16 protein-coding genes and 1 pseudogene are annotated in these 18,665 nt (G+C 49.6%); 5 read left to right on the top strand and 12 right to left on the bottom strand.

What is annotated here, in order from left to right; translation table 11 throughout:
- Positions 1-208: 208 nt before the first annotated feature.
- The 8 genes from NRG23_RS02765 to NRG23_RS02730 all read right to left on the bottom strand — a co-directional run bounded on the left by NRG23_RS02765 (position 209) and on the right by NRG23_RS02730 (position 9,251).
- Positions 209-1,222 carry an AraC family transcriptional regulator gene (locus NRG23_RS02765; protein ID WP_257373673.1) on the bottom strand — a complete coding sequence of 338 codons (1,014 nt, stop codon included), beginning with the start codon at positions 1,220-1,222 and terminating at the stop codon, positions 209-211.
- A gap of 595 nt (positions 1,223-1,817) precedes the next feature.
- The gene (locus NRG23_RS02760) at positions 1,818-2,036 is read right to left on the bottom strand and encodes a hypothetical protein (RefSeq protein WP_257373672.1); all 219 of its coding nucleotides are present in this window, start codon (positions 2,034-2,036) and stop codon (positions 1,818-1,820) included.
- A gap of 154 nt (positions 2,037-2,190) precedes the next feature.
- Complete coding sequence (locus NRG23_RS02755) at positions 2,191-2,766, bottom strand: abortive infection family protein (protein WP_257373671.1); 576 nt, start codon at positions 2,764-2,766, stop codon at positions 2,191-2,193.
- A gap of 540 nt (positions 2,767-3,306) precedes the next feature.
- Entirely contained in the window at positions 3,307-3,930 is a 624-nt protein-coding gene (locus tag NRG23_RS02750) for a hypothetical protein (protein ID WP_257373670.1), read from the bottom strand.
- A 49-nt stretch (positions 3,931-3,979) separates the two neighbouring features.
- Positions 3,980-4,684, bottom strand: a complete 705-nt coding sequence (locus NRG23_RS02745) for a hypothetical protein (RefSeq protein WP_257373669.1) — start codon at positions 4,682-4,684, stop codon at positions 3,980-3,982.
- Between the two features lie 211 nt (positions 4,685-4,895).
- Complete coding sequence (locus NRG23_RS02740) at positions 4,896-6,665, bottom strand: KAP family NTPase (protein ID WP_257373668.1); 1,770 nt, start codon at positions 6,663-6,665, stop codon at positions 4,896-4,898.
- Positions 6,665-7,657 carry a hypothetical protein gene (locus tag NRG23_RS02735; RefSeq protein ID WP_257373667.1) on the bottom strand — a complete coding sequence of 331 codons (993 nt, stop codon included), beginning with the start codon at positions 7,655-7,657 and terminating at the stop codon, positions 6,665-6,667. Before NRG23_RS02735 ends, NRG23_RS02740 begins: the two co-directional genes overlap by 1 nt.
- Positions 7,650-9,251, bottom strand: a complete 1,602-nt coding sequence (locus NRG23_RS02730) for a hypothetical protein (protein ID WP_257373666.1) — start codon at positions 9,249-9,251, stop codon at positions 7,650-7,652. The genes NRG23_RS02735 and NRG23_RS02730 overlap by 8 nt, the downstream gene beginning before the upstream one ends.
- A gap of 651 nt (positions 9,252-9,902) precedes the next feature.
- Here NRG23_RS02730 and NRG23_RS02725 point away from each other — a divergent pair.
- The 3 genes from NRG23_RS02725 to NRG23_RS02715 are packed head-to-tail and all read left to right on the top strand — an operon-like array spanning position 9,903 to position 11,450.
- Positions 9,903-10,067 carry a hypothetical protein gene (locus NRG23_RS02725; protein ID WP_257373665.1) on the top strand — a complete coding sequence of 55 codons (165 nt, stop codon included), beginning with the start codon at positions 9,903-9,905 and terminating at the stop codon, positions 10,065-10,067.
- Between the two features lie 41 nt (positions 10,068-10,108).
- Positions 10,109-10,432: a helix-turn-helix transcriptional regulator gene (locus NRG23_RS02720; RefSeq protein ID WP_257373664.1), complete on the top strand. Its 324-nt coding sequence runs from the start codon at positions 10,109-10,111 to the stop codon at positions 10,430-10,432.
- Complete coding sequence (locus tag NRG23_RS02715) at positions 10,392-11,450, top strand: reverse transcriptase family protein (protein WP_257373663.1); 1,059 nt, start codon at positions 10,392-10,394, stop codon at positions 11,448-11,450. The genes NRG23_RS02720 and NRG23_RS02715 overlap by 41 nt, the downstream gene beginning before the upstream one ends.
- A gap of 62 nt (positions 11,451-11,512) precedes the next feature.
- On the opposite strand, the gene NRG23_RS02710 is transcribed toward NRG23_RS02715, so the two are convergent.
- Complete coding sequence (locus NRG23_RS02710; RefSeq protein ID WP_257373662.1) at positions 11,513-11,815, bottom strand: hypothetical protein; 303 nt, start codon at positions 11,813-11,815, stop codon at positions 11,513-11,515.
- A 527-nt stretch (positions 11,816-12,342) separates the two neighbouring features.
- Between NRG23_RS02710 and NRG23_RS02705 the strand changes: the two genes are divergently transcribed.
- Complete coding sequence (locus tag NRG23_RS02705; protein ID WP_257373661.1) at positions 12,343-13,749, top strand: ATP-binding protein; 1,407 nt, start codon at positions 12,343-12,345, stop codon at positions 13,747-13,749.
- Positions 13,750-14,246: 497 nt separating this feature from the next.
- Here NRG23_RS02705 and NRG23_RS02700 read toward each other — a convergent pair whose 3' ends face one another.
- The 3 genes and pseudogenes from NRG23_RS02700 to NRG23_RS02690 form a co-directional block, all read right to left on the bottom strand.
- On the bottom strand, positions 14,247-14,876 hold the full coding sequence (locus NRG23_RS02700) for a response regulator transcription factor (RefSeq protein ID WP_257373660.1): 630 nt from the start codon (positions 14,874-14,876) through the stop codon (positions 14,247-14,249).
- Positions 14,877-16,451: 1,575 nt separating this feature from the next.
- Positions 16,452-16,846, bottom strand: a pseudogene (locus NRG23_RS02695) (IS3 family transposase); the annotation flags it as partial.
- A gap of 124 nt (positions 16,847-16,970) precedes the next feature.
- Positions 16,971-17,543: a TetR/AcrR family transcriptional regulator gene (locus NRG23_RS02690; RefSeq protein WP_257373659.1), complete on the bottom strand. Its 573-nt coding sequence runs from the start codon at positions 17,541-17,543 to the stop codon at positions 16,971-16,973.
- Between the two features lie 186 nt (positions 17,544-17,729).
- On the opposite strand from NRG23_RS02690, the gene NRG23_RS02685 reads away from it, so the two are divergent.
- On the top strand, positions 17,730-18,410 hold the full coding sequence (locus NRG23_RS02685; RefSeq protein WP_110175483.1) for a glutathione S-transferase: 681 nt from the start codon (positions 17,730-17,732) through the stop codon (positions 18,408-18,410).
- Positions 18,411-18,665 lie beyond the last annotated feature (255 nt).

Raw genomic sequence — 18,665 nt, 5'->3', positions numbered from 1 at the left:
CAGCGCAGTACCTTCCTACGCCCGCACCGAGTCAAAGCTCCCGTTCGCAGGGAATCCAAGCACTCGACGGCTAGAAGTCAATTATGAATGAAGGGGATATACGGAAATTTTCAACGTAAGCAAGCGCCTAAGCGCGCACATGGATCGCGGTTTTCTGAGGTCCCGGTAGAACCGGCCCATTGTTGTAATGATGTCGGTACTTACAAAGCTATGATTTTGCTGCCTTGGCTTGCTGGCGATACTGCTGCGGAGACAGTTTAGTCCAACGCCGAAAAGCTCGGCTGAATGAACTCGCTTCGGCATATCCGAGCAGCAGCGCTATATCGGTAAGGTTGTAATCGCCCTGTGTTACATAGGCTTCAGCCAGAGAACGACGAACCTCCTCAACCAAGTGACTGAACTCAACACCATGCTCAGCCAACCGTCTCTGTAAGGTCCGTGTCCCCATGCCCACTCCATTTGCAACGAGTTCCAAACTTACTCCTCCGCTGCCCAGTGCGCTGGCAATATGACGCCCTAGTTGACTGAGCAAATCCGTAGCCGCTGCTCTGCTCTGTCGCTGCGTCTCCAGAAACGGAGCCAGCGCCTGGAACAATCGCGGGTCTGCTGTGCGTACTGGCATATTCAGTAACAGCTCGCGGGAGAAATACAGCCGATTGTCTGGCTGATTGAAGCGCACGGGACATGCAAAAATCCTCTGATGCATCCCTAGATCAGTCGGGGACGCGTGCTCGAAGTCCACACGCACAGGCACAAGGCTTGGGTTCTTAGTGACCTCCCGCAGCAAGCTCAAAGCAAGGCTCATCGCAAACTCTGAGTCTTGGCGGCGTTGCACAATGGCGGGAGCGGTTACTTGGTAGGAAAGGGAGACGAGCTTGCCGTCGTCATCGACGTTCACTTGGGTAGCCTGACTAAAAACCACGATGAAGTGACTTAAGCACCGGAGTACCAGCGACATGGTCGGAGCAGACCGCACAGCATGGCCGTATGCACCTAATGCGCTACTGTCGGTTTGCATACCGAGACGTAGACCGATAGAAGGACAAACCTTGTTGCCCATAACCTCCCAAAGGGCGACATATTGCGACAATGGAATCTCGGACTCCGGAGCACACAAAACCTGCTCACTCAAGCCGACCTCAGCAAGAAATGGCGCGAACATCTCCATATTTTGCTGAAAAAAGCCTTCGGCGAGGATGGTATGAGTATGTTGAGTGAGCATGATGTACCGAGCCCGCCACCGAAATCCGCAAATCACGGTGAAATCTTTAGTTATAAAGTGAGCCATGCATACGAGAACGGTTTGCACTGGACACGATTCTAGAAATCACGAAACATTTTGCAAAGAATGTCACCAAAGTACTTCGTCTGCTTTCAATTGTCGATAGACCGGCCCATGCGACTTGGGGCTTGAGGGCTCTTCGGTCAGCGGTTAAAGGTCGAGGCATACCGCCGCACTACACCCTTCAAATATCTAAGATTCGGCATTTCCCGAGCGATCCCGATCATCTACTAGGAACCACATCAACATTCATGGATCTACAGGCATCCAGATTGGTGGACACAACGTGCAAAATCTGCAATTCGCCTTGGAAGAGGTGCTGTCTTCCATCGACAAAGCAGATGCTCCGAAGGAACGAAGGGAGGAGGCAAAAAACCGACTGAATGCTTTCCTTGCCCATCCGCTAGTGGCTTCTGCCGTTGGCGCCGGACTTCCTGCCGCACTAGGCCTATTGAGCTGAGATAGATCTCGGCTTGATAGCGCAGCAGACTGGAGCGAGTCGGCGGTCGTGCCTCCATCGTGGAGGGGAGGATGCTTACAACTGACGTAGCCGCATAATGGAATCTGTGATGCCTTTGGCATTTGTGTCCAACGTGTTCAGGGCAGCTATCGCGTTAGCGGCGACATTCCCCACTCCATTCTCTGTAAGCCAACCCGTCACTTCTTCGATGGCCGCAGCCATGGCATGCTGGTTGTGCAGTAGCAGTGTGAGAGTGTCAGCTATGTGTATGTTGGCTTCAGAATTATCTGGCATAAATGTCGTCCTTGGATGTCCGGAGCGAAAGGCTAGTTGAATTCACTCCTGGTTTAAGTCACTTATACAAATCCGCTGATATGTCGGTACTGGGTTGATTTGACCACCCATCCGCACCGAATTTGATCCGTCCCCTTATTAGGCGCTACCACACTCAATCCCCGTTTTTTGCCTCCCATGTGGCAAGCAGGAAAAGCGCAGTCGAACCCGCAAGATTCACTGCCAGCTCTGCATGACGGGGGGCGGCCTTCACTCCGCCCTTTCCTTTGCCATGGGCATCGCTCAAACGATTCCGAAGCGCCCCTAAACCCTCGATAACTGCTGTGCACCCTCCAAGGATTTGCTTGAACACAACCTCTTCATGCTGCGCCTTCGTCAGATTTAGAAGCGTAGCGGTTTGCTTGTATAGCTTGTTCAGGTCAGGAGTCGTCTCGTGGTCGCTTTCTCCGGCTTCGTCCAGAATGTGTTTGCATACCGATTCCAGGAGAGTACGAGCCATCGTGATAGCTCCTTCCGGATCAATTGAGCGCCTTTCAAGCGCCTTGGTCCATGCGATACGAACGTGCTCAGCGTCAATGCGATCCAGCGCCTCTGAAACAACGATATCAGAAGGGTGCCCCCCACCAGATTCAGCGAAGTCAACGAGCGACCTAAACTCTTCCCAGATGAACTTCCTGCGTTCGGCGTAGCTTGGAAATTTGGGCTGGATGAACCCCCAAAACTGATCCAAGTTCCTATACGACGCACCCACGCGGGAACCAGTGAGGCCACACGAGGGTCATCAAGAACGCTCTGCCGGTAAAGAGGGTAATCCCGCTCATCGTCGTCGTTCCCGTTTCCGTTTCCGGTGGCACGATTGATGTAAATCGATTGCAAGCTGTCAACGTCATCAATGAGAGCCATGGATTTCGCACCTTCACCGTCTTGTAGTACCAACCCGTTATAGCAGCCCGCACACGTATGTCACCGGTCGCCGAATTTCATTGGTATCTAGTCGGCAAAGCCCTTGGCAATGTCAGGAATCAAAGGCCAGAGCTGATCGCCCCTCTGTCTCAAACTGACAAGGAGTGAAACAGGTGCCTTGGGATTGCGCTCAGTCTTATTTCGCTATCCCGCTTGCTTCTGGTGTCTGAGGCTCGACACGGCCAGCTCGACCTCGGATTTATCGACCCACTCACCGGCAACGTGCGCGGTATCTGGCCTCCGGTCTCTTTCAGCCCCATCGAAGCCAAGGCCCCTGAGCCCTACCCTCCTAGAGCTTTCCACACTTTTACTGGCGGTTTTCAGCAGGCGGGGGCGGTGTCTGATTGAGAGGCCTGTACGGTCCGGTTGGCTCTTTCGTACCTACATACGAAACTGTGAGCATCCCGTATTCATAGCTACCTTCAACACCTCCAATTTCAACCTGCTCCCTGCCGTTGATGAAGCCGTTGAACAGGACCATTGGATTGCCGTTGCGCGGGGTGATTGTCACCTTGGTTTTGCCTGAAGGTCGGCACGTGGTGTGCAGAAGAGCGTTCGTGTATACGACTTCGTCACCAAATTCATACAACTTGTAATCACTGGCGCCGCCTGGCTTGAGGCAATCGATCCCCCTCAACGCGACACCCATCACCTCACCAGAGCGAGGTGTTCCGGACTTCTTGGCAACGAAGAAATGGGCCTCTGCAACGATTTGTTGGTCAGCAGGCATCGGTAGAAGGTGGTCTTGAGTCCATTCCACCATCGATGTCAGAAAAGGTCCCACGTATCCAGTGATAAGGCTTGTATAAGCCCCCAAGAAAACGCCACCGGTTGCAGAAATGACTGCAAGACGAGCCTTTTTAAATAGCCCAAAATCATCTGGCTTGCTGGCAGTATCCGGCTGGGATTTCCTATTTCTACGTCTGGCCACGTTGTATGTCTTCTGGTCTGTTCAATGGAGGTGATGAGGCTGAAAAAACTTAGCGTTTGTCGTTCCAGAACGAGAGGCTGAAGTTATTCAGGCCTCCTCCGTATGCACCGTGTTTGGCTTGGAAGGCTTGGGGGATCTTGCTGCCGTCGCCGCCCTCCTGGAAATACTCTTTCACAGAGTGCAAGGCTAGGCGCCGCAAGTGATCCCAGACGCGATGCAACTCAGCCTCCTTCTCTGTGGCTTGAGCCGCCGCGCTAGGTTTCCTCTTTGGCTGAGAAGACAGATATGCCGGTGCGAAATTATGCGTATGAGTGAATTTAATGCAGCCAATCTCCCAATGTTCCGTGGCTTGGTTACGCCAGCGGTAGCTGACAGACACTGACAGACGATTGCTGTGCAAATAAGGTTGGCCTACGTAATCATCAACTACAAATAACTCAGCTTCTATTTGCTCCTGTTCGACCCTGCCCTGCATCAGCTGCACAGCAGAAATCAACGCACTCCCAGCTCGCCGAACGTCCTGTTCCGTTTGGGCTCGTTTTTTCGGAGCCTTCGCTGCCGCGTGTCCTTGCACTGCCCTCTCAAATTTCCTCAATTGTTCGCCGATGTAATCGCCGCAGTCGTAGAGACGAAGATCGCTCAGTCCAACTAGGCGCTCTTCCCGCAGAGATTGGTCGAGGAGGTTGCCAAGATGGCTGATATCCAATGCGGCGATAGACTTTCGCTGCTCAGCCGGAACGTTGATTTCGCTCATTCCCTTTCCTTTTGAAATATGTCCAGAATTTGGTGCGGACCGTCACCTATAGCCAACTGAATGACGGATTGGCCCCCAGGGGTTGTGCCACGCGGAAAAATGAGTCAGCTTAATGGCAGGCGTGGATGGACGCCTACCGCTTGCGTTGGCGAAGCTCAGCACCATCGAGAAAAACCCTTCCCTGTGTGGCACCTTTCCCAACACGCAGGGGCTATTCAGGTCGATCTTGTTGACTAGCCAGTTCCTGCACTGCCTGAGCGTAAAGTGTTTCATAACCTTTGAATTTGTTCATTCTTGCTTTGTTCAGCAAAGAAACCTCAGACAGCCTTTCTAGACATCGAAATGTCTTCAAGAAAATCTGATTGTAGGAATTTTGAATGTGCTGTTCAGGAGAAGCGACCTGACCACATTTAAGACACATTCTTACATAGTGAGTCAGATGTTCATCATTGAGAGAACTGAAATACTCGTAAAATTCACCGTCTGTTTTTTTAGCAACGCTATTCCTGATATTCGTATTATTGAATCCTGATACGCTATAAGCGTATTCAATAAGCTCAGCTAGGCCTTGCTCAATCACCAATCCATCAAAATACTCATCAAGCTTTCGCTGAACGTAAGGATGTTGGGGCCAACGGAACAATTCGCTTTTCTCACGAACATTGCTCGAAGCCAGCACACTATTAAAATACCTATCAATAATAGGATTGATGATGGAGGCCTTGCCCGCCTCGGTGTAAACAAATGCAACAGAATCCAAATCATTGATTGAAAAATTTACAAGTGACTTTTCAATAGCCAAATCGAAAGCGGCAAATACCTCATCATCATTTGTCAGAAATGAACCATGAAATATTACCCAAGCATACTGTAAAAGTGCAATTTCTGAATCGTGTTTGATTTTGGCTTCCAGAGCTTGAATAACACCGCCTAATGATTCCTCATCAGCATATCCTTTTTCTACCAAATCAATGATAGCAATATCAAATTCATCGCACCGAGTGAAACCATACTCTTCAAGGTAATCTGATTTTGCTTCTATAGATTTTTTAATCTCTATCTCAGCTTCATCTAGCTCCTCACCGGGCAACGTCGAATCAACATACCCTCCTTCATAATTTAGTATAAAATCAATATCTGCCTTTGAAGCGTCACCACCGTATTTAGCCAGAATAGCCAATGGGAGTACGTGTAATGCTTGCTCAACCACCTGAGCATTACAGCCCTGCAAAGTCTTTTTCAACAGACCGGCGAAATAATCTATCTTTTTGAGAAGACGTATATTGTTGATTTTTAGCTTAGTCGCGTTCTTGGCAAGTATTCCATGAAAATTGTCAGCAGAACTAAAAACAAGATTCACCGACTCATCTATTGAAGGATTGAAGGTCACTTCATAGTCAAATACTTTCTCATGATAAGAGAAGAAATCATCACCAGATTTTAAGGTGCCGTCATTGAGCAGCATCACAACACGACAGTTTTTACTTTCCACCAGCAGGGAGATTAAACCAAGCACTTCCCTATCATGCAGCCCTGAGCCTTTCCGCTCAAAATCGTCTAGACAGATAAGAGTGTCAGTGACACGAATGAATTGAAGACTTTCAACGATAGGCCCAATGCCTTTAACGCCCATTGCTGATACATCATTGAACAATGATGAACCTTTACGCATCAACCCAGCGAATCGACCTGAAATGTCCTTAAGGTTTTCTTCAAACGAGCTTTCATCAGAAGCGATATGGGCACGCTCCCGATAAACCTTGTTTTCGTAGATTGATTTCTTCAAGTCTTTCAGGCTATTCAGCCCAAAGAGAGAAACGTAAGAATAATTACGTTTATTAAACGAATCACGGCTTTCACGCACGACCTGTTTCCAGAGGTGGGTCTTACCGGTCCCCCAATCCCCTTTCAGAACAATGGCCCTGTCCTTTTCGCCTTTGACAAAATCTATAAGAGCTGACTTGACCTTACTAACCGACATTAATGCACTCCATTGGCTTTGTCATCATCCTTTATGAAAGCGGGATATTCTTGAGGATGTTGGAGAAGAATGTATTTTACAAGTTTTTGTTTCAATGCTTCATCTAAAGCACTTTGAAAATCAGCGATAGAATGAAGAGGTGATTCATCAACGAGCAAAGACCGCCAATGAATATTAGTATCAGCATCAGCCATCTTTAAAAGTTTCTCCATCGCTCTGTGTGCCATGTTCCCCATGCCGGGACGCACAACGAAGCTCTGACTGATGTACTCATCATCTACTTCAGTATTTTCTTCAATTTCGCACGTATTCAAAATCGAGAGTGTTTTAGGCGAAAACGTGTAATTTTTCTCGCCATTGAAATCAAGAAGATATACGTCTTCTATTCTTGTTTTCCACGTCTCAACATTTTCATCAATGCCATGCATTTCATCTTTCTTTAATTTAAGGTGAAGACCTACACCCTCCCCTAGCTGATAATTCATGTCACCCGCCAGGAGACTCATTAAGCTATTGGATATAGCAGAGAATAAATCAATCCGATAATTTTTGTTAAATCGCTTGAACAAGGAAATATCAAACAGCATCCAAAGGCCGTGATATTTCCACGCAAACAAGACAGGTAGCCCAAGCATTTCACCATACTTGAGCAATTTTTCCCTGTCCTTCGCTCTGAGATTAAGGCTTTTTTCTTGCTTAGTTTTGACCTCGATGAGAACCCTGTACTGGTTATTTTCCGTGTTGAAAACCGCCAGCAAATCGGGAACCTGATAGGTTTCTCGGGAAGATTTTGGGATTTGCTGCTGATCCAATTTATGGACAAGCGAACACTTCCCAAGCCAGCTACAGATGACGGCGAATTCATCCTCTGCCGGTAGCCCTAGGTCGAGACGCTTCACACGCTGAATAACTTCTTCAGGATTCTCCCACCCACTTTGTTCAAGTGCTTCATGAAGAACGCGACTCCGATCCATCAGCATAAGCTCATCCAATTATAATTTCCTCATCATCGCAGAGCAGCGGCATTTCATCAGGAGCGATGGAGATTACAGAATCGCTAGAATGGTTGGCTCTTCCAACACACCACAAAGATTGCCAGTCGGATTTTCTAATGCTTGAAAAGAAAACAATGTCGAAACACGATACTTTTTTAGACCTTCTAGGTAGCGACACAGTGTTACCAAAGAAATCTATAGTTGGAGACTTGGCTATGATGACTTCAGGCTCATTTTCTGAGCAAAAGGTTTTGATAGCCTTACTTTCTTTATCATCAATGCGAGCAGTGAAGATATTTTCGCCATAATCGAGCTTGCGAATAACGTCGCCTTTGAAAAGCTGAGCATATAGCTCAATGTATCGTTCATCCTGCAATGTCAAATCTAGGGTCTTTAACCTCAGTTGTTCTGAAATTCTCGAAGCAATAGCTTTGGAGCATTCAGCAACCTCAACAATTTTTTTCAATCGAGCAAATAGCTCAGTAAAGTCACTATATGTCCCATCCCATAGACGCATAGGATTTCCATTCAACACAACCTCCACAGAAACTCTATACTTTGGATACTTTAAAACGAAATCATAGGCTTTTTTAATCCTATGATAATGTCTGAGACTGTTGATCGGCTGCCCAAGCCATCCAGCCACATCAAATGTGTAGGTTGCGTCTACCTTGTAGCGGTCATGAATATAATAACGATAGGTAAAGAATCCGTCTAATGCAGAACCTTCAATATCAAATTGTTTTGACCCCTTCCCCATGAATGAATCAGTAGTAGCCAGCTCAAATTCAGCTTCATCACTTACAAAATAAATACACGTTTCGAGGCGTCTTTTGCTGGGCGTGAGAGTTAGCGTTCCTCCTACAATAACTTCATTCAGGTATTCAAATAATTTTGACCCTACAAATTTAAAGTCATTGGTGGGAATGTGGATACTCTCCCCTACCTCAATCATGTTTTGCCAAGCGAGGTGAGCCGAAGCAACGGCATCATCATTGAAAACCATCTGGATTTCAGGTGCCGGGTTAGCGACGGGAATCAGCTCATGCACGACCGATCCGCTTGTTGCAGTGACAACAACCCTAAAGTTTGGATCGATACTGTTTATCGATTCTTCGTATCCTTCCACGACTGCTGAGACATCGAATTTTGCTGGACTACCTGCTTTTGTAATCAAAAAATGAGTAGCTCCGATGATTCCTGCACGTATTTCATGCTGGGCTTCAAAGGGTGCCATAGGTATCACGCCGACCAATGAAGACACGTAGGCTTGATGACGGGCCTTCATTTCTTTCAAGTGAGCGACCGTGTGCAATGTCTCTTCGTTATCGATCAACTTTGAACACGAATAGCACATCCAGATACCATTATCGAAATGCCTTCTCTGGGCTTTCGTTTGGCTTGCGTCATATCGCTTGGCACCCGGCCCGCTCGCAGCCGCACAAATGTGTGCAGCAACACCAATGCTATTTTTCCTGTCGCCAGCATCAGTGGAGCCAATCGTGAAGACGCGACAACGCGAACAGAGATTCGCCGCTCTCACTAGTAGCTCAATCTTAGTCGTATCCGAAAAGTCGTCACGGGTGCTCACGCTGGCCCTTTCTTCAACGACCTTTGATGCTCTGTTCTTCCGTGGTGCCATCGTTCGTAACTCGCCAATCTTATGAACGGAATCCTGTACAGGCGTTTTAACATCGAACGCTCAGGCGCACCACGAATTGGTGTTGCTACAGTCATACGAATCCCAGGGAAGTTGGAGCGCAAGACCTTCCATTGCTGATCCTGCGGTGGATCGATGTAAACGTGCCTTAAAGAAACATCGTCACGACGACCATTCCATGCCCCTGCTGCGGTCAAAAAAATCGAACCTGGCGAGCTGGGAAATTTAAGCTAGTGATTCAGTAACCTGCTGAAAACGGGAGTGGGAAAGCGCCCAGCCAAAGAAAATATTTCGCTAATAGCGAAATTATTTTGACTTTTCGCTTTGCCGAGAATAGCCTGCACATGCGGTAGGGAGATTTACTCGTAGATGTGGGGGCCTCGGCCCTGTGGAGGTTCGCCTCTGACCCTTCCCCACGCGTTCCGATGCCTCAGTGTCACAGGTCTCGGGCCGCGAAGGGATACTGCTTCCGCGCGAGCCGGAAGCAGGTGCTCAGAAGGGGGGAAAAGTATTGCTTGCTCCAATTTTCAGTCCAGTTGCGCGCGAGACCTCTCAATCCGAGGGGGCAATAAGGACACAGAGATGAAAATTGAAAAACCCGCCAAGCAACGCCCGGCAGTTAAGACACGACGCAAGATGAGGTGGTTAAAGGTGGTTTTCGGTGCCGTACGTTGGATCGGATTTGCTTTAGCTCTGATCGACAAGCACTGGCCTAAGATCTCGGAAAGCGTTCGTGACCTATTCTGACTGCCTTACCCCCGCTGTTGTCACTTTTGGAGGAATCGATAATGCTGAACCAGGCACTACGCTTGATTCGAACATACCACGACATGTCCCAGACAGAGCTTTGCAAAGAGCTTGGGATATCAAACTCGCACTTATCAGAATTAGAGTCAGGCAAAAAGCAGCCTACTATTGAACTGCTAAATAAATACAGTGAGTATTTTGAGATCCCGTTGTCTTCCATTTTATTTTTCTCGGAAAATATGGACGCCGCGAAACCTACGACAAAGTTAAGAACAAGCGTCGCAAAAAAAGTGATTCATCTCTTGGAATGGATGGAAAACAAGAATGAAGCCAAGACGAGAAAAGAAAACCAAAAAAGAGCGTAAGTCTTACGACATCTCTCAAAGCGCTTTATATAACACCTCTACCAAAGCGAAGCTTGCAGCTGCCTTATCTACTGACATTAAAAACATCACCGATTGCATCGGTGATTACAAACAATTCGAGCTAGTGCCTGAATTAGATCCCTTCAAACTAGGCAAGCAACCTAAGGTTCGGCAGGTCCAGAAGCCAAATCCAAGACTTCTTGCGATGCATGAGCGAATCCTGAGGCTCCTTCGCTGCGTTCAAGTTCCTGAATATATGCAATTTGCGCTAAAAGGTACTTCATACAAAAATAATGCCCAAATGCATCTTTCAGGAAAATGCGTTGCAACGTTAGACATTCGTAATTTTTTTGGCTCAACATCCAAATCTAAAGTCTTCAATTTCTTCAGCGGCCCATTAAAAGCGCCAGGTGATGTAGCAAACTTGTATGCCGACTTGACGACCTTTGAAAATTGCCTACCAACAGGAAGTCCACTTAGCCCACTACTATCATTTTATGCGAATAAATCACTGTTCGATGAGTTAAACGCGATTGCTAGCAAGCACGGACTGACCTTCACGTGTTACGTGGACGACCTCACTTTTTCAGGCAAAAGCATTAGCCGCAATTTCTTGTGGCAGATTGAAGACATGATTCGCAAATACGGACACGTGGTCGCTTCCAAAAAAACCAGAGTATTTGACGCTGACGTTCCCAAACACATCACTGGCGTTGTAGTCCATGAGGGCGGTATTCGAGTACCGAATGTAAGATACCGAAAAATGAGGCTGATCAAGGCGGCGATTCAAGGCAATGGGAAGAATTATGGGCTGACAAAAAAAGAGCTTGAATACAAACTTGGAGGTTTACTCGGAGAGGCCGCGTACCTCGACCCGCGTAATTTACCTGCTGCAATTGAGTTTGGAAAAGCTACGCAGAAGTTTCTTCTCACATCAGGCGGCAGCGAGCAGGGGTATTCTAACCCTCCAAAATTAGAAAACATCGACGAAAATTTCGTCCCGCCTTGGCAAGACTAACAGCTGCATCCAATAATCTAGTACCAGTCAGAGGCAACACTATTTCAACGCCAATGGTGCTTTTATGAAGCAATGATAAGCGAAGACTGTAAAACTAAAGATTGAAAAGCCGTCAGTACAAACCCATCGCAAATCCATCTTCGCTTCAGCTCTAACGACTCTACTATAACGTGTAAATCTATAATCTCATGAGCCACCTTGCGGAGTTCCACCAGAGACATAAATACAACCAATTCAACTTCAACATCTGGAAATACTGCATCCTGATGTAAGCGGCATGCAGAAATTCTTGAACGCTCGCCCACTACGGCTAAAAAATTTAAAACATCATGCAGACATTCAGCGCGAAAACCATAGGTATTCATCTTCTCTCCTTTTCCTTTAGTTCGGAAAGAATATCATGTAAAAACACACAAACCCCTATGGGGGCATATAAAACCTTAGCCGAGTTAAAAGACGTATTGAACCAATCACCTAAAACTAGCTCCGCCTATATTTTAGTACATCACTTATCCTAAAACTTAAACCTGAGTTCATATTCCAGAAAAAAACCAAACTAACCCTTCACACAGCCTCAGGCTCGGCCTTCAGAAACTGTCAGATTGACAAAATAAAACAACACTGAAAATTGTGCTGCAAGCGCACCGAGCTACCCATAACGCGCCACAAACCAATAAACCTTCAGTTTTTTACTGCCCAGCTCTATAAATTCTTAGTAATTTCAAAACTCCAAGCCTTGCCGATACAAAAAATCTGTAAGTAATGACTAAATTCAAACAAAACAACGCACATCACTGATACAGAATTTGAGTTTTAATTTTTTCTGTCGCTCATAATATGATTTAGAAAAAGAATGACAACAAATTGTTTATCTTGGCGTAAATAGCAAAACGTGCGTATCGAGTCCGGCCGCCTTAGCCTTGCGCCCAAGCGCAGCTATCCGCGGGAACTGGTGGAGTCGGTATTCCGGATTTTCGATGGACTGGCTCGGCACAAAGACCTGGAGCTGATTCTGGACGTGGACCCTAACATCAATGGCGATGTGCTCATCGATCCGCTGCGATTCAAGCAAGTGCTGTCCAATCTGGTCAGCAACGCCATCAAGTTCACCCACGAAGGTTTCGTAAAAATCACCGTGGGCGGCGAGCTGGTTGAACCGTTCAGCCTTGCGCTTACGCTGCTGGTTGAGGACAGCGGAATCGGAATCTCGCCGGAAGACCAGCGTCGCCTGTTCCGTCCATTTGTACAGGTGAATCAGGACCCGGCGAACGCACGAGGCGGCACCGGGCTGGGACTGGTCATCAGCCGTTCGCTGTGCGAAATGATGGGCGGCACACTGCACATGATCAGTGCGCCAGGCAACGGCACCCGGATCAAGGTGAGCCTCATGCTGACACGACTCGACGCGCTACCACCACTTGAGCCCCCACCCCGGTCGATAAATGTGCCACCGCGTCATGGCCGGATGCAAATACTGGTCGTCGATGACCATGTCATGAACCGCCAGTTGCTCCTTCAACAACTCCAGTTCCTCGGCTATGAGGCTACTGGTGCCGAGAACGGCGAGGTGGCCCTGGCGGCATGGCGCAATCTTCGCTGCGATCTGATCATCACCGACTGCCATATGCCGGTCATGACAGGGGCCGAACTGACCATGGCGGTGCGCAAGGAAGAACCGCTGTTGGGCCTCACTCCGACAGTGATCCTGGGTTTGACTGCCGATGCCCGGCAAGTGGACATCGAGCGCTACCTCTCGATCGGCATGGATGACTGCCTGATCAAACCGACCAGCCTGGATGAACTGGAGACGCGCCTGTCCTCGCTCACGCTCGGCCGCGGGCCAACGCAAGAACACGACGTTGCCGAACCTCAACGGCCAGCAAAAACCGAAGACGATCAGTATCGCATCGGTATCGGCACCTTAAGTCGAATGGCCGGAGGTAATGCTTCACTGGTGCAGGATCTGGTGCGCGAATTACTGAGGAGCAACCGACAGGATCTGGGGACGCTCCGTCTGCTTTTGCAAAAGCGAGACATCCGGGCATTTTGCGAGTTGTCGCATCGGATAAGGGGGGCCGCTAGCGTCGTAAAGGCCAAACATTTGATCGACTATTGCCGGGAAATAGAAGAGGCCTGCTCCAGCGACCTATCGGTGCTTGGGGATAAAGCTGCCCTGGTAGAACAGGCCATGCTCGAACTGGAGCGCGGACTCAGCCTGATGGACAGAGGGATTGCTGATGACCGGCGCCCCATTTTTCCAGCAGACCGAGCAAGGTCCTGCTGCCCACCGGTGGATTGACGACATCGAGCAGCGCAATTCCCTCGTCTATACCCCAGGCCAACAATCGATGACGGGACGCGGGCTGGGTATGAGTCAGCACAATGATCTGCCGGGCCAACCTTCGTTCAGCCAGGCGTGGTAACACATCGCTCAGACACTTCTCGACGCCAAAATGATCGTACAGCAGCAGATCATAGCGATCATCTGATGGGGGACGTTGCATAAGGGTTGCCCAGGTAGAGCACGGCATTACGTTGTAAATCCCAAGGGCATTCAGCGAAGCCCAGTACTGCAACAACAATCCCGGGGATTGGCTATACAAGATGAATTTTGGATGGGTAGTTTCGTTTATCGACATCAGGCCGAGCCAGGGATAAGGAGAGACCTGATGCTATCCAAATGCTGCCAGACCGAATGTCAGCAGATTATTCGTACCCCTAAGGATTTATCGAAAACTAACTCAGAATTATCTGACCAGCTGCCGATCGGGAAAGTGGAGTCGAACCTGGCTACGATCACGCAACGTCGTTGCGCTTGGCCAACTCAACCAGGGCCACGAGGTTCGGTGCGTTGAGTTTTCTCTGCAAGCGAACTTTATAAGTGCTCACGGTCTTGTGGCTGATGATCAGGGTCTCTGCAATTTCCTGGTTGCCAAGCCCTTGGGCAAGCAGCTTCAACACGGTTATTTCACGGTCGGAAAGCTGCGCAATGAGGGTGCTTTCCTGGTTGACCGCCTGGACATTTTCCCGCAGCATGAAAAGGGTGTCCGCAGGGAAATAGGAGTACCCCGACAGCACGGCCTTGACCGCCCCCACCAGCTCATCCAGGTTATCGTCCTTGCAGATGAATCCAGCCGCTCCTGCCTGCAGGCAGCGCATGGCGAAATTACGCGAGTCACCCGAAGTCAGGATCAGGACTTTCACCGCCAGACCGATGGATTTGAGGCAGGAAATCACCGCGAAGCCATCCATGTTGGGAATGCTGAGATCAAGGATGATCAGGTCGGGCAGAAGCTTGCGCACGGTCTCCAACGCATCCGAGCCATTATCCACTTCGGCCATGATCGTATGGCCTTCTTTCTCCAGCATCATCCTGACCGCCAAACGGATCAGGGGATGATCATCAACGATAACGATGCTACCCATGTGCAGCTTTCCCTAAAAAATCGATGCCTGTTGTCTGCAAATGCCGAAGGCGCAGTCCGAAACTCCGGTACTTCAAGCGCAGAGAGTTCTGCCCTTCACTCCCGCGGCCACACAAGACTAGGGCCCGACGAATCGTCGCTCAGAAAAATAAGCTGAGTACGTAAAGTCGCCAAGTTTAATTGGACGGCAGATTAACTTCTGCACTTGATTTCTGGAGAGCTGGAAAAGCTTACCCAAATAGCCACCTGGCAAAAAGTACACGTTTCCAAATGCCCATCCAGACAAAACGAACCCCTTCATCAGATTTATCCTACATCCACCTGCCCAATCCAAAATACTAGCGACGCAGGCTCGTCCCCCCAGGCCAAGCTAGCTCCTCCCGCTGCTCCTATGCCAAAGAGTGAGCCGTAGGACTCAGTCAGTCGCAGTTAATCTGAGCTGAAAATCGCGCTGATTGCGAACACGGGCGTTTTCGATTGCAAGCCATTATAGCTAGGGAGTCTGCTGTCGATTGATGATGGGTAGCGGGCGGGATAGAAATTGCTCATCCAATCCCCGGCTGTAAGCGTTGTAGGCTCACCGCACGAACTGTTCGAGTAACTGGTCATTTTCCATTCGAAGGCGCTGATTTTCCCCCTCCAAGCGCGATACGATCGGCAGCCACTTGCAGTTCAGGGCTAGAAGCTTTCTTCAATGCAGGTGAAGCCGTGAGCACTTGCTTGCGCAGGGCGAATGCGTGCCGGATACGCTCATGCTTATGCAAAGCTTGTCGCGTATAGGTACTCCTCAAATGCCGAGAGACTGCAACGATTAACAAGTCCCAGGTCAATCTCCCGGAGCATCCGTCCAGGATTGATACGACCTGTTCAATTGCTGATGGGGTGAGATTTCTTGAGCGGCTCATGCTGTATCCCCGTCGGAAGCCAGGACCTGGCGCACATTTGGTCTTTCAAGGTTTAGCTCTACCTCACTGGAGCTCTGCAGAACCTGGATAGCGCCCACAAACTGCTACAGCTTCGATGCAGGTAAGACGCCACTAGGTCTGATCACTGCGCCAATCGGAACGGACGGGTCGTCCAAGATCGCGCACAAATCGTTCAGCCGCTTCAACGTCAGCGTCTGATGCTCCACCCAACGATTAGCGCCAAACTGCTCTTCACCGAGCGCTGTCAATGCCTGTTGCAAAAGTGATTCCGTTTCTTAATGGTGTTGCCGTATGGCGCATTCTCGAACATGATCCCCTTTTATACAAAAATGCTCATCACAATTCGAACAGTCTCGATGTAGCTGGCAAGGCAGCATTGAAAAATCATGCGCGCAATACCCTAGATCAGTAGTGTGGGCAGTCAAAATCTTCAATTCAGCAAATTGATCACGCGTAATCAAACTACTTGGGGGAAGACTTGCAACGTGACCTGCTGATTTCTCCGGGTTGCCTAACGCCTCCCTGGCCAGAGCGAGAATGTCTCGATCAGATTGATGATCGTAGCATCTGTTATGTGTAATCTTCGCCCGACCGCTCCACTTAGCAACATCAAGCTGTGAAAGCCCTCCCATCTGAGCCACCGTGTTCAAGTAGTCCCGCTTCACGTTGACCGGCGCTTGGCTCTGCGCTTCACGCCGGTGTCGCAGTAAGTCCCAAACACGGCGGTAGCCATAGCTGGGTAACTCGCTGACCTCAGTGCGAATCTCATTGACCAACGCGGTATCGTCCAGCACTCGACGACGCCGCTCGATCTGAGCAGCAGGGTTAAGTCGAACCGTCAATTGCGAGCACACTACACCGAGACTTTCACTGATCAGCTTCACTGGTCGCCCCCCGGCGACAAGGTTGAGTGCGCAATCCATTTTCACGACCGAGCAATCTCCACGGCCTCCTGAAGAATCTCGACCTACATGATTTTCTTGCCGAGCATGCGCTGTAGCTCACGGATCTGCTTAAGCGCATCGGCTAGTTCGGAAGCGGGCACAAAATCCTGGAGCACCATTTCATTCCTACTCCGTAAACAGCCACGCATTCCACGACTGTCAGCTTCCGACTGTGGCCTCAACCGGTGGGTGCCGGCGGAAATCGGTCAAAAGCGGCCATAGTGGTCAAGCCCGAGACGTAGGTATAAGCGACACTTCCCGGTAGCTACGAATTAGCTCGTCAAACAGCCCGATATCGACCCGGGTACGGGCGATCAATTGAGCGCCCGCAACAGCGGTGTAAATCGCGCGGGCACGGCATTCACAGCTCTCTGTGCTACCTGGCCCGGCGTCCACCAGCATCTGCGTCAGCCATGTGACATTGATATCCGCAAATGCTTTGACCTCATGCATGACTTCTTCGGGCAAGTCTTCATATTCCGCCGCCATGAAACTCGATAGACACAGCCTGTTACCGTCTTCCAGCGACGCGCGAAAAATCGATGGATAGATTTCCAGGCACCGAATCGGGTCGGGATTGGACTCGCGTATCCCCTTCAGAACGCTGGCTGTGTCCTGCCAGTAGCGCTGTGCAACAGCGGCGCCAAGCTCAGCCTTGCTGGCGAAGTGGTAATAAATACTGGCGTTCTTGATCCCCACCGCTTCACCGATGCTGCGAAAGTTTATGCCGTTGTATCCGTGCCGCTGCGCTGCCGTTTTTGCAGCAGCCATGATGGCTTCTCGGGAGTTTGCACTCATATTGGATTCCTTCACTGGTCAAGCTTATGCCGTGAATACTAACTCCCATCCAGTGCACCTGCCAACTGGAAGGTAGGGGTTGACGTACCCATGGAATAGGCACAATCTTTACCTACCAACTGACAGGCAGGGAGAAAAATCATGGCGATTTCAATACCGCAATTCGACATATCCACTCTTCCCGTAATGAAAATTCACGATTGGTTCGATGGCCCCTACCCTGCTCGCGTCCGTATCGCGCTGGCAGAAAAAGGCCTGCTTTCACGAGTTGAATTCATATCGGTCAATCTCTGGACAGGCCAGCACAAGACGCCAGATTTCCTGGCGATCAATTATTCCGGGACGCTTCCGGTACTGGAGTTGCATGACGGCACCCTCATCGCTGAATGCACAGCCATTACCCAGTACCTGGACGCATTGGACGGCAACCCCACCCTGACGGGCCAGACGCCTCTGGAGAAAGGCCTCATCCACATGATGACTAAGCGTGCTGAAATCGAGTTCCTGGATGCGGTCAGCGTGTATTTTCATCACGCCACTGCAGGCCTTGGGCCGCAGGTCGAGCTTTATCAAAATCCCGAATGGGGCTTCCGTATGCGCGACAAGGCGGTGCGAGGCATGCGCTATTTCGACAGTCTTCTGGAACACCGACCGTTCGTTGCTGGGGACGCATTTTCAATGGGTGATATCGCGGTGCTGGGCGGCATGATCTTCGCGGCGCTGGTCAAGCTTCCAGTGCCTGATGAATGCACTGCGTTGCAGGCATGGCATGCAAGAATGCAGGAAAGACCCAGCCTGCGGGAATGGCGCGCGATGGTTGAGCGAGGCGCACCGCAAACTAAAGAAAACATACACCTGCCGTCTTGACCCGGATGGTAGATGTAGTTGATTGCGTGAAACGGTTCGGGGAGAGGCTATCTATCCAAAAATGATCGGCCGGTTTGGGTTGTTCTCTGCCGCTCATGGCCACGAAGCGTGATGGTCAAATCCGATGTAAATGACTGGTCAGGTCGAATGCAAATGGGTGGGCAAGTCTGTGCAATTACTCACCCCGATCAAGGGACCACCTCGCCCTCGCCGACATGAACGTTCAGCCCCTTGATGGCCTGAATGGCGCCATAG

It is taken from the genome of Pseudomonas sp. T8 (genome assembly GCF_024610635.1).
In the GTDB taxonomy this organism is placed as follows: domain Bacteria; phylum Pseudomonadota; class Gammaproteobacteria; order Pseudomonadales; family Pseudomonadaceae; genus Aquipseudomonas; species Aquipseudomonas chlororaphis_I.
The sequence above is the reverse complement of the archived record's forward strand: the minus strand, read 5'-3'. Positions and strand labels throughout refer to the sequence as shown.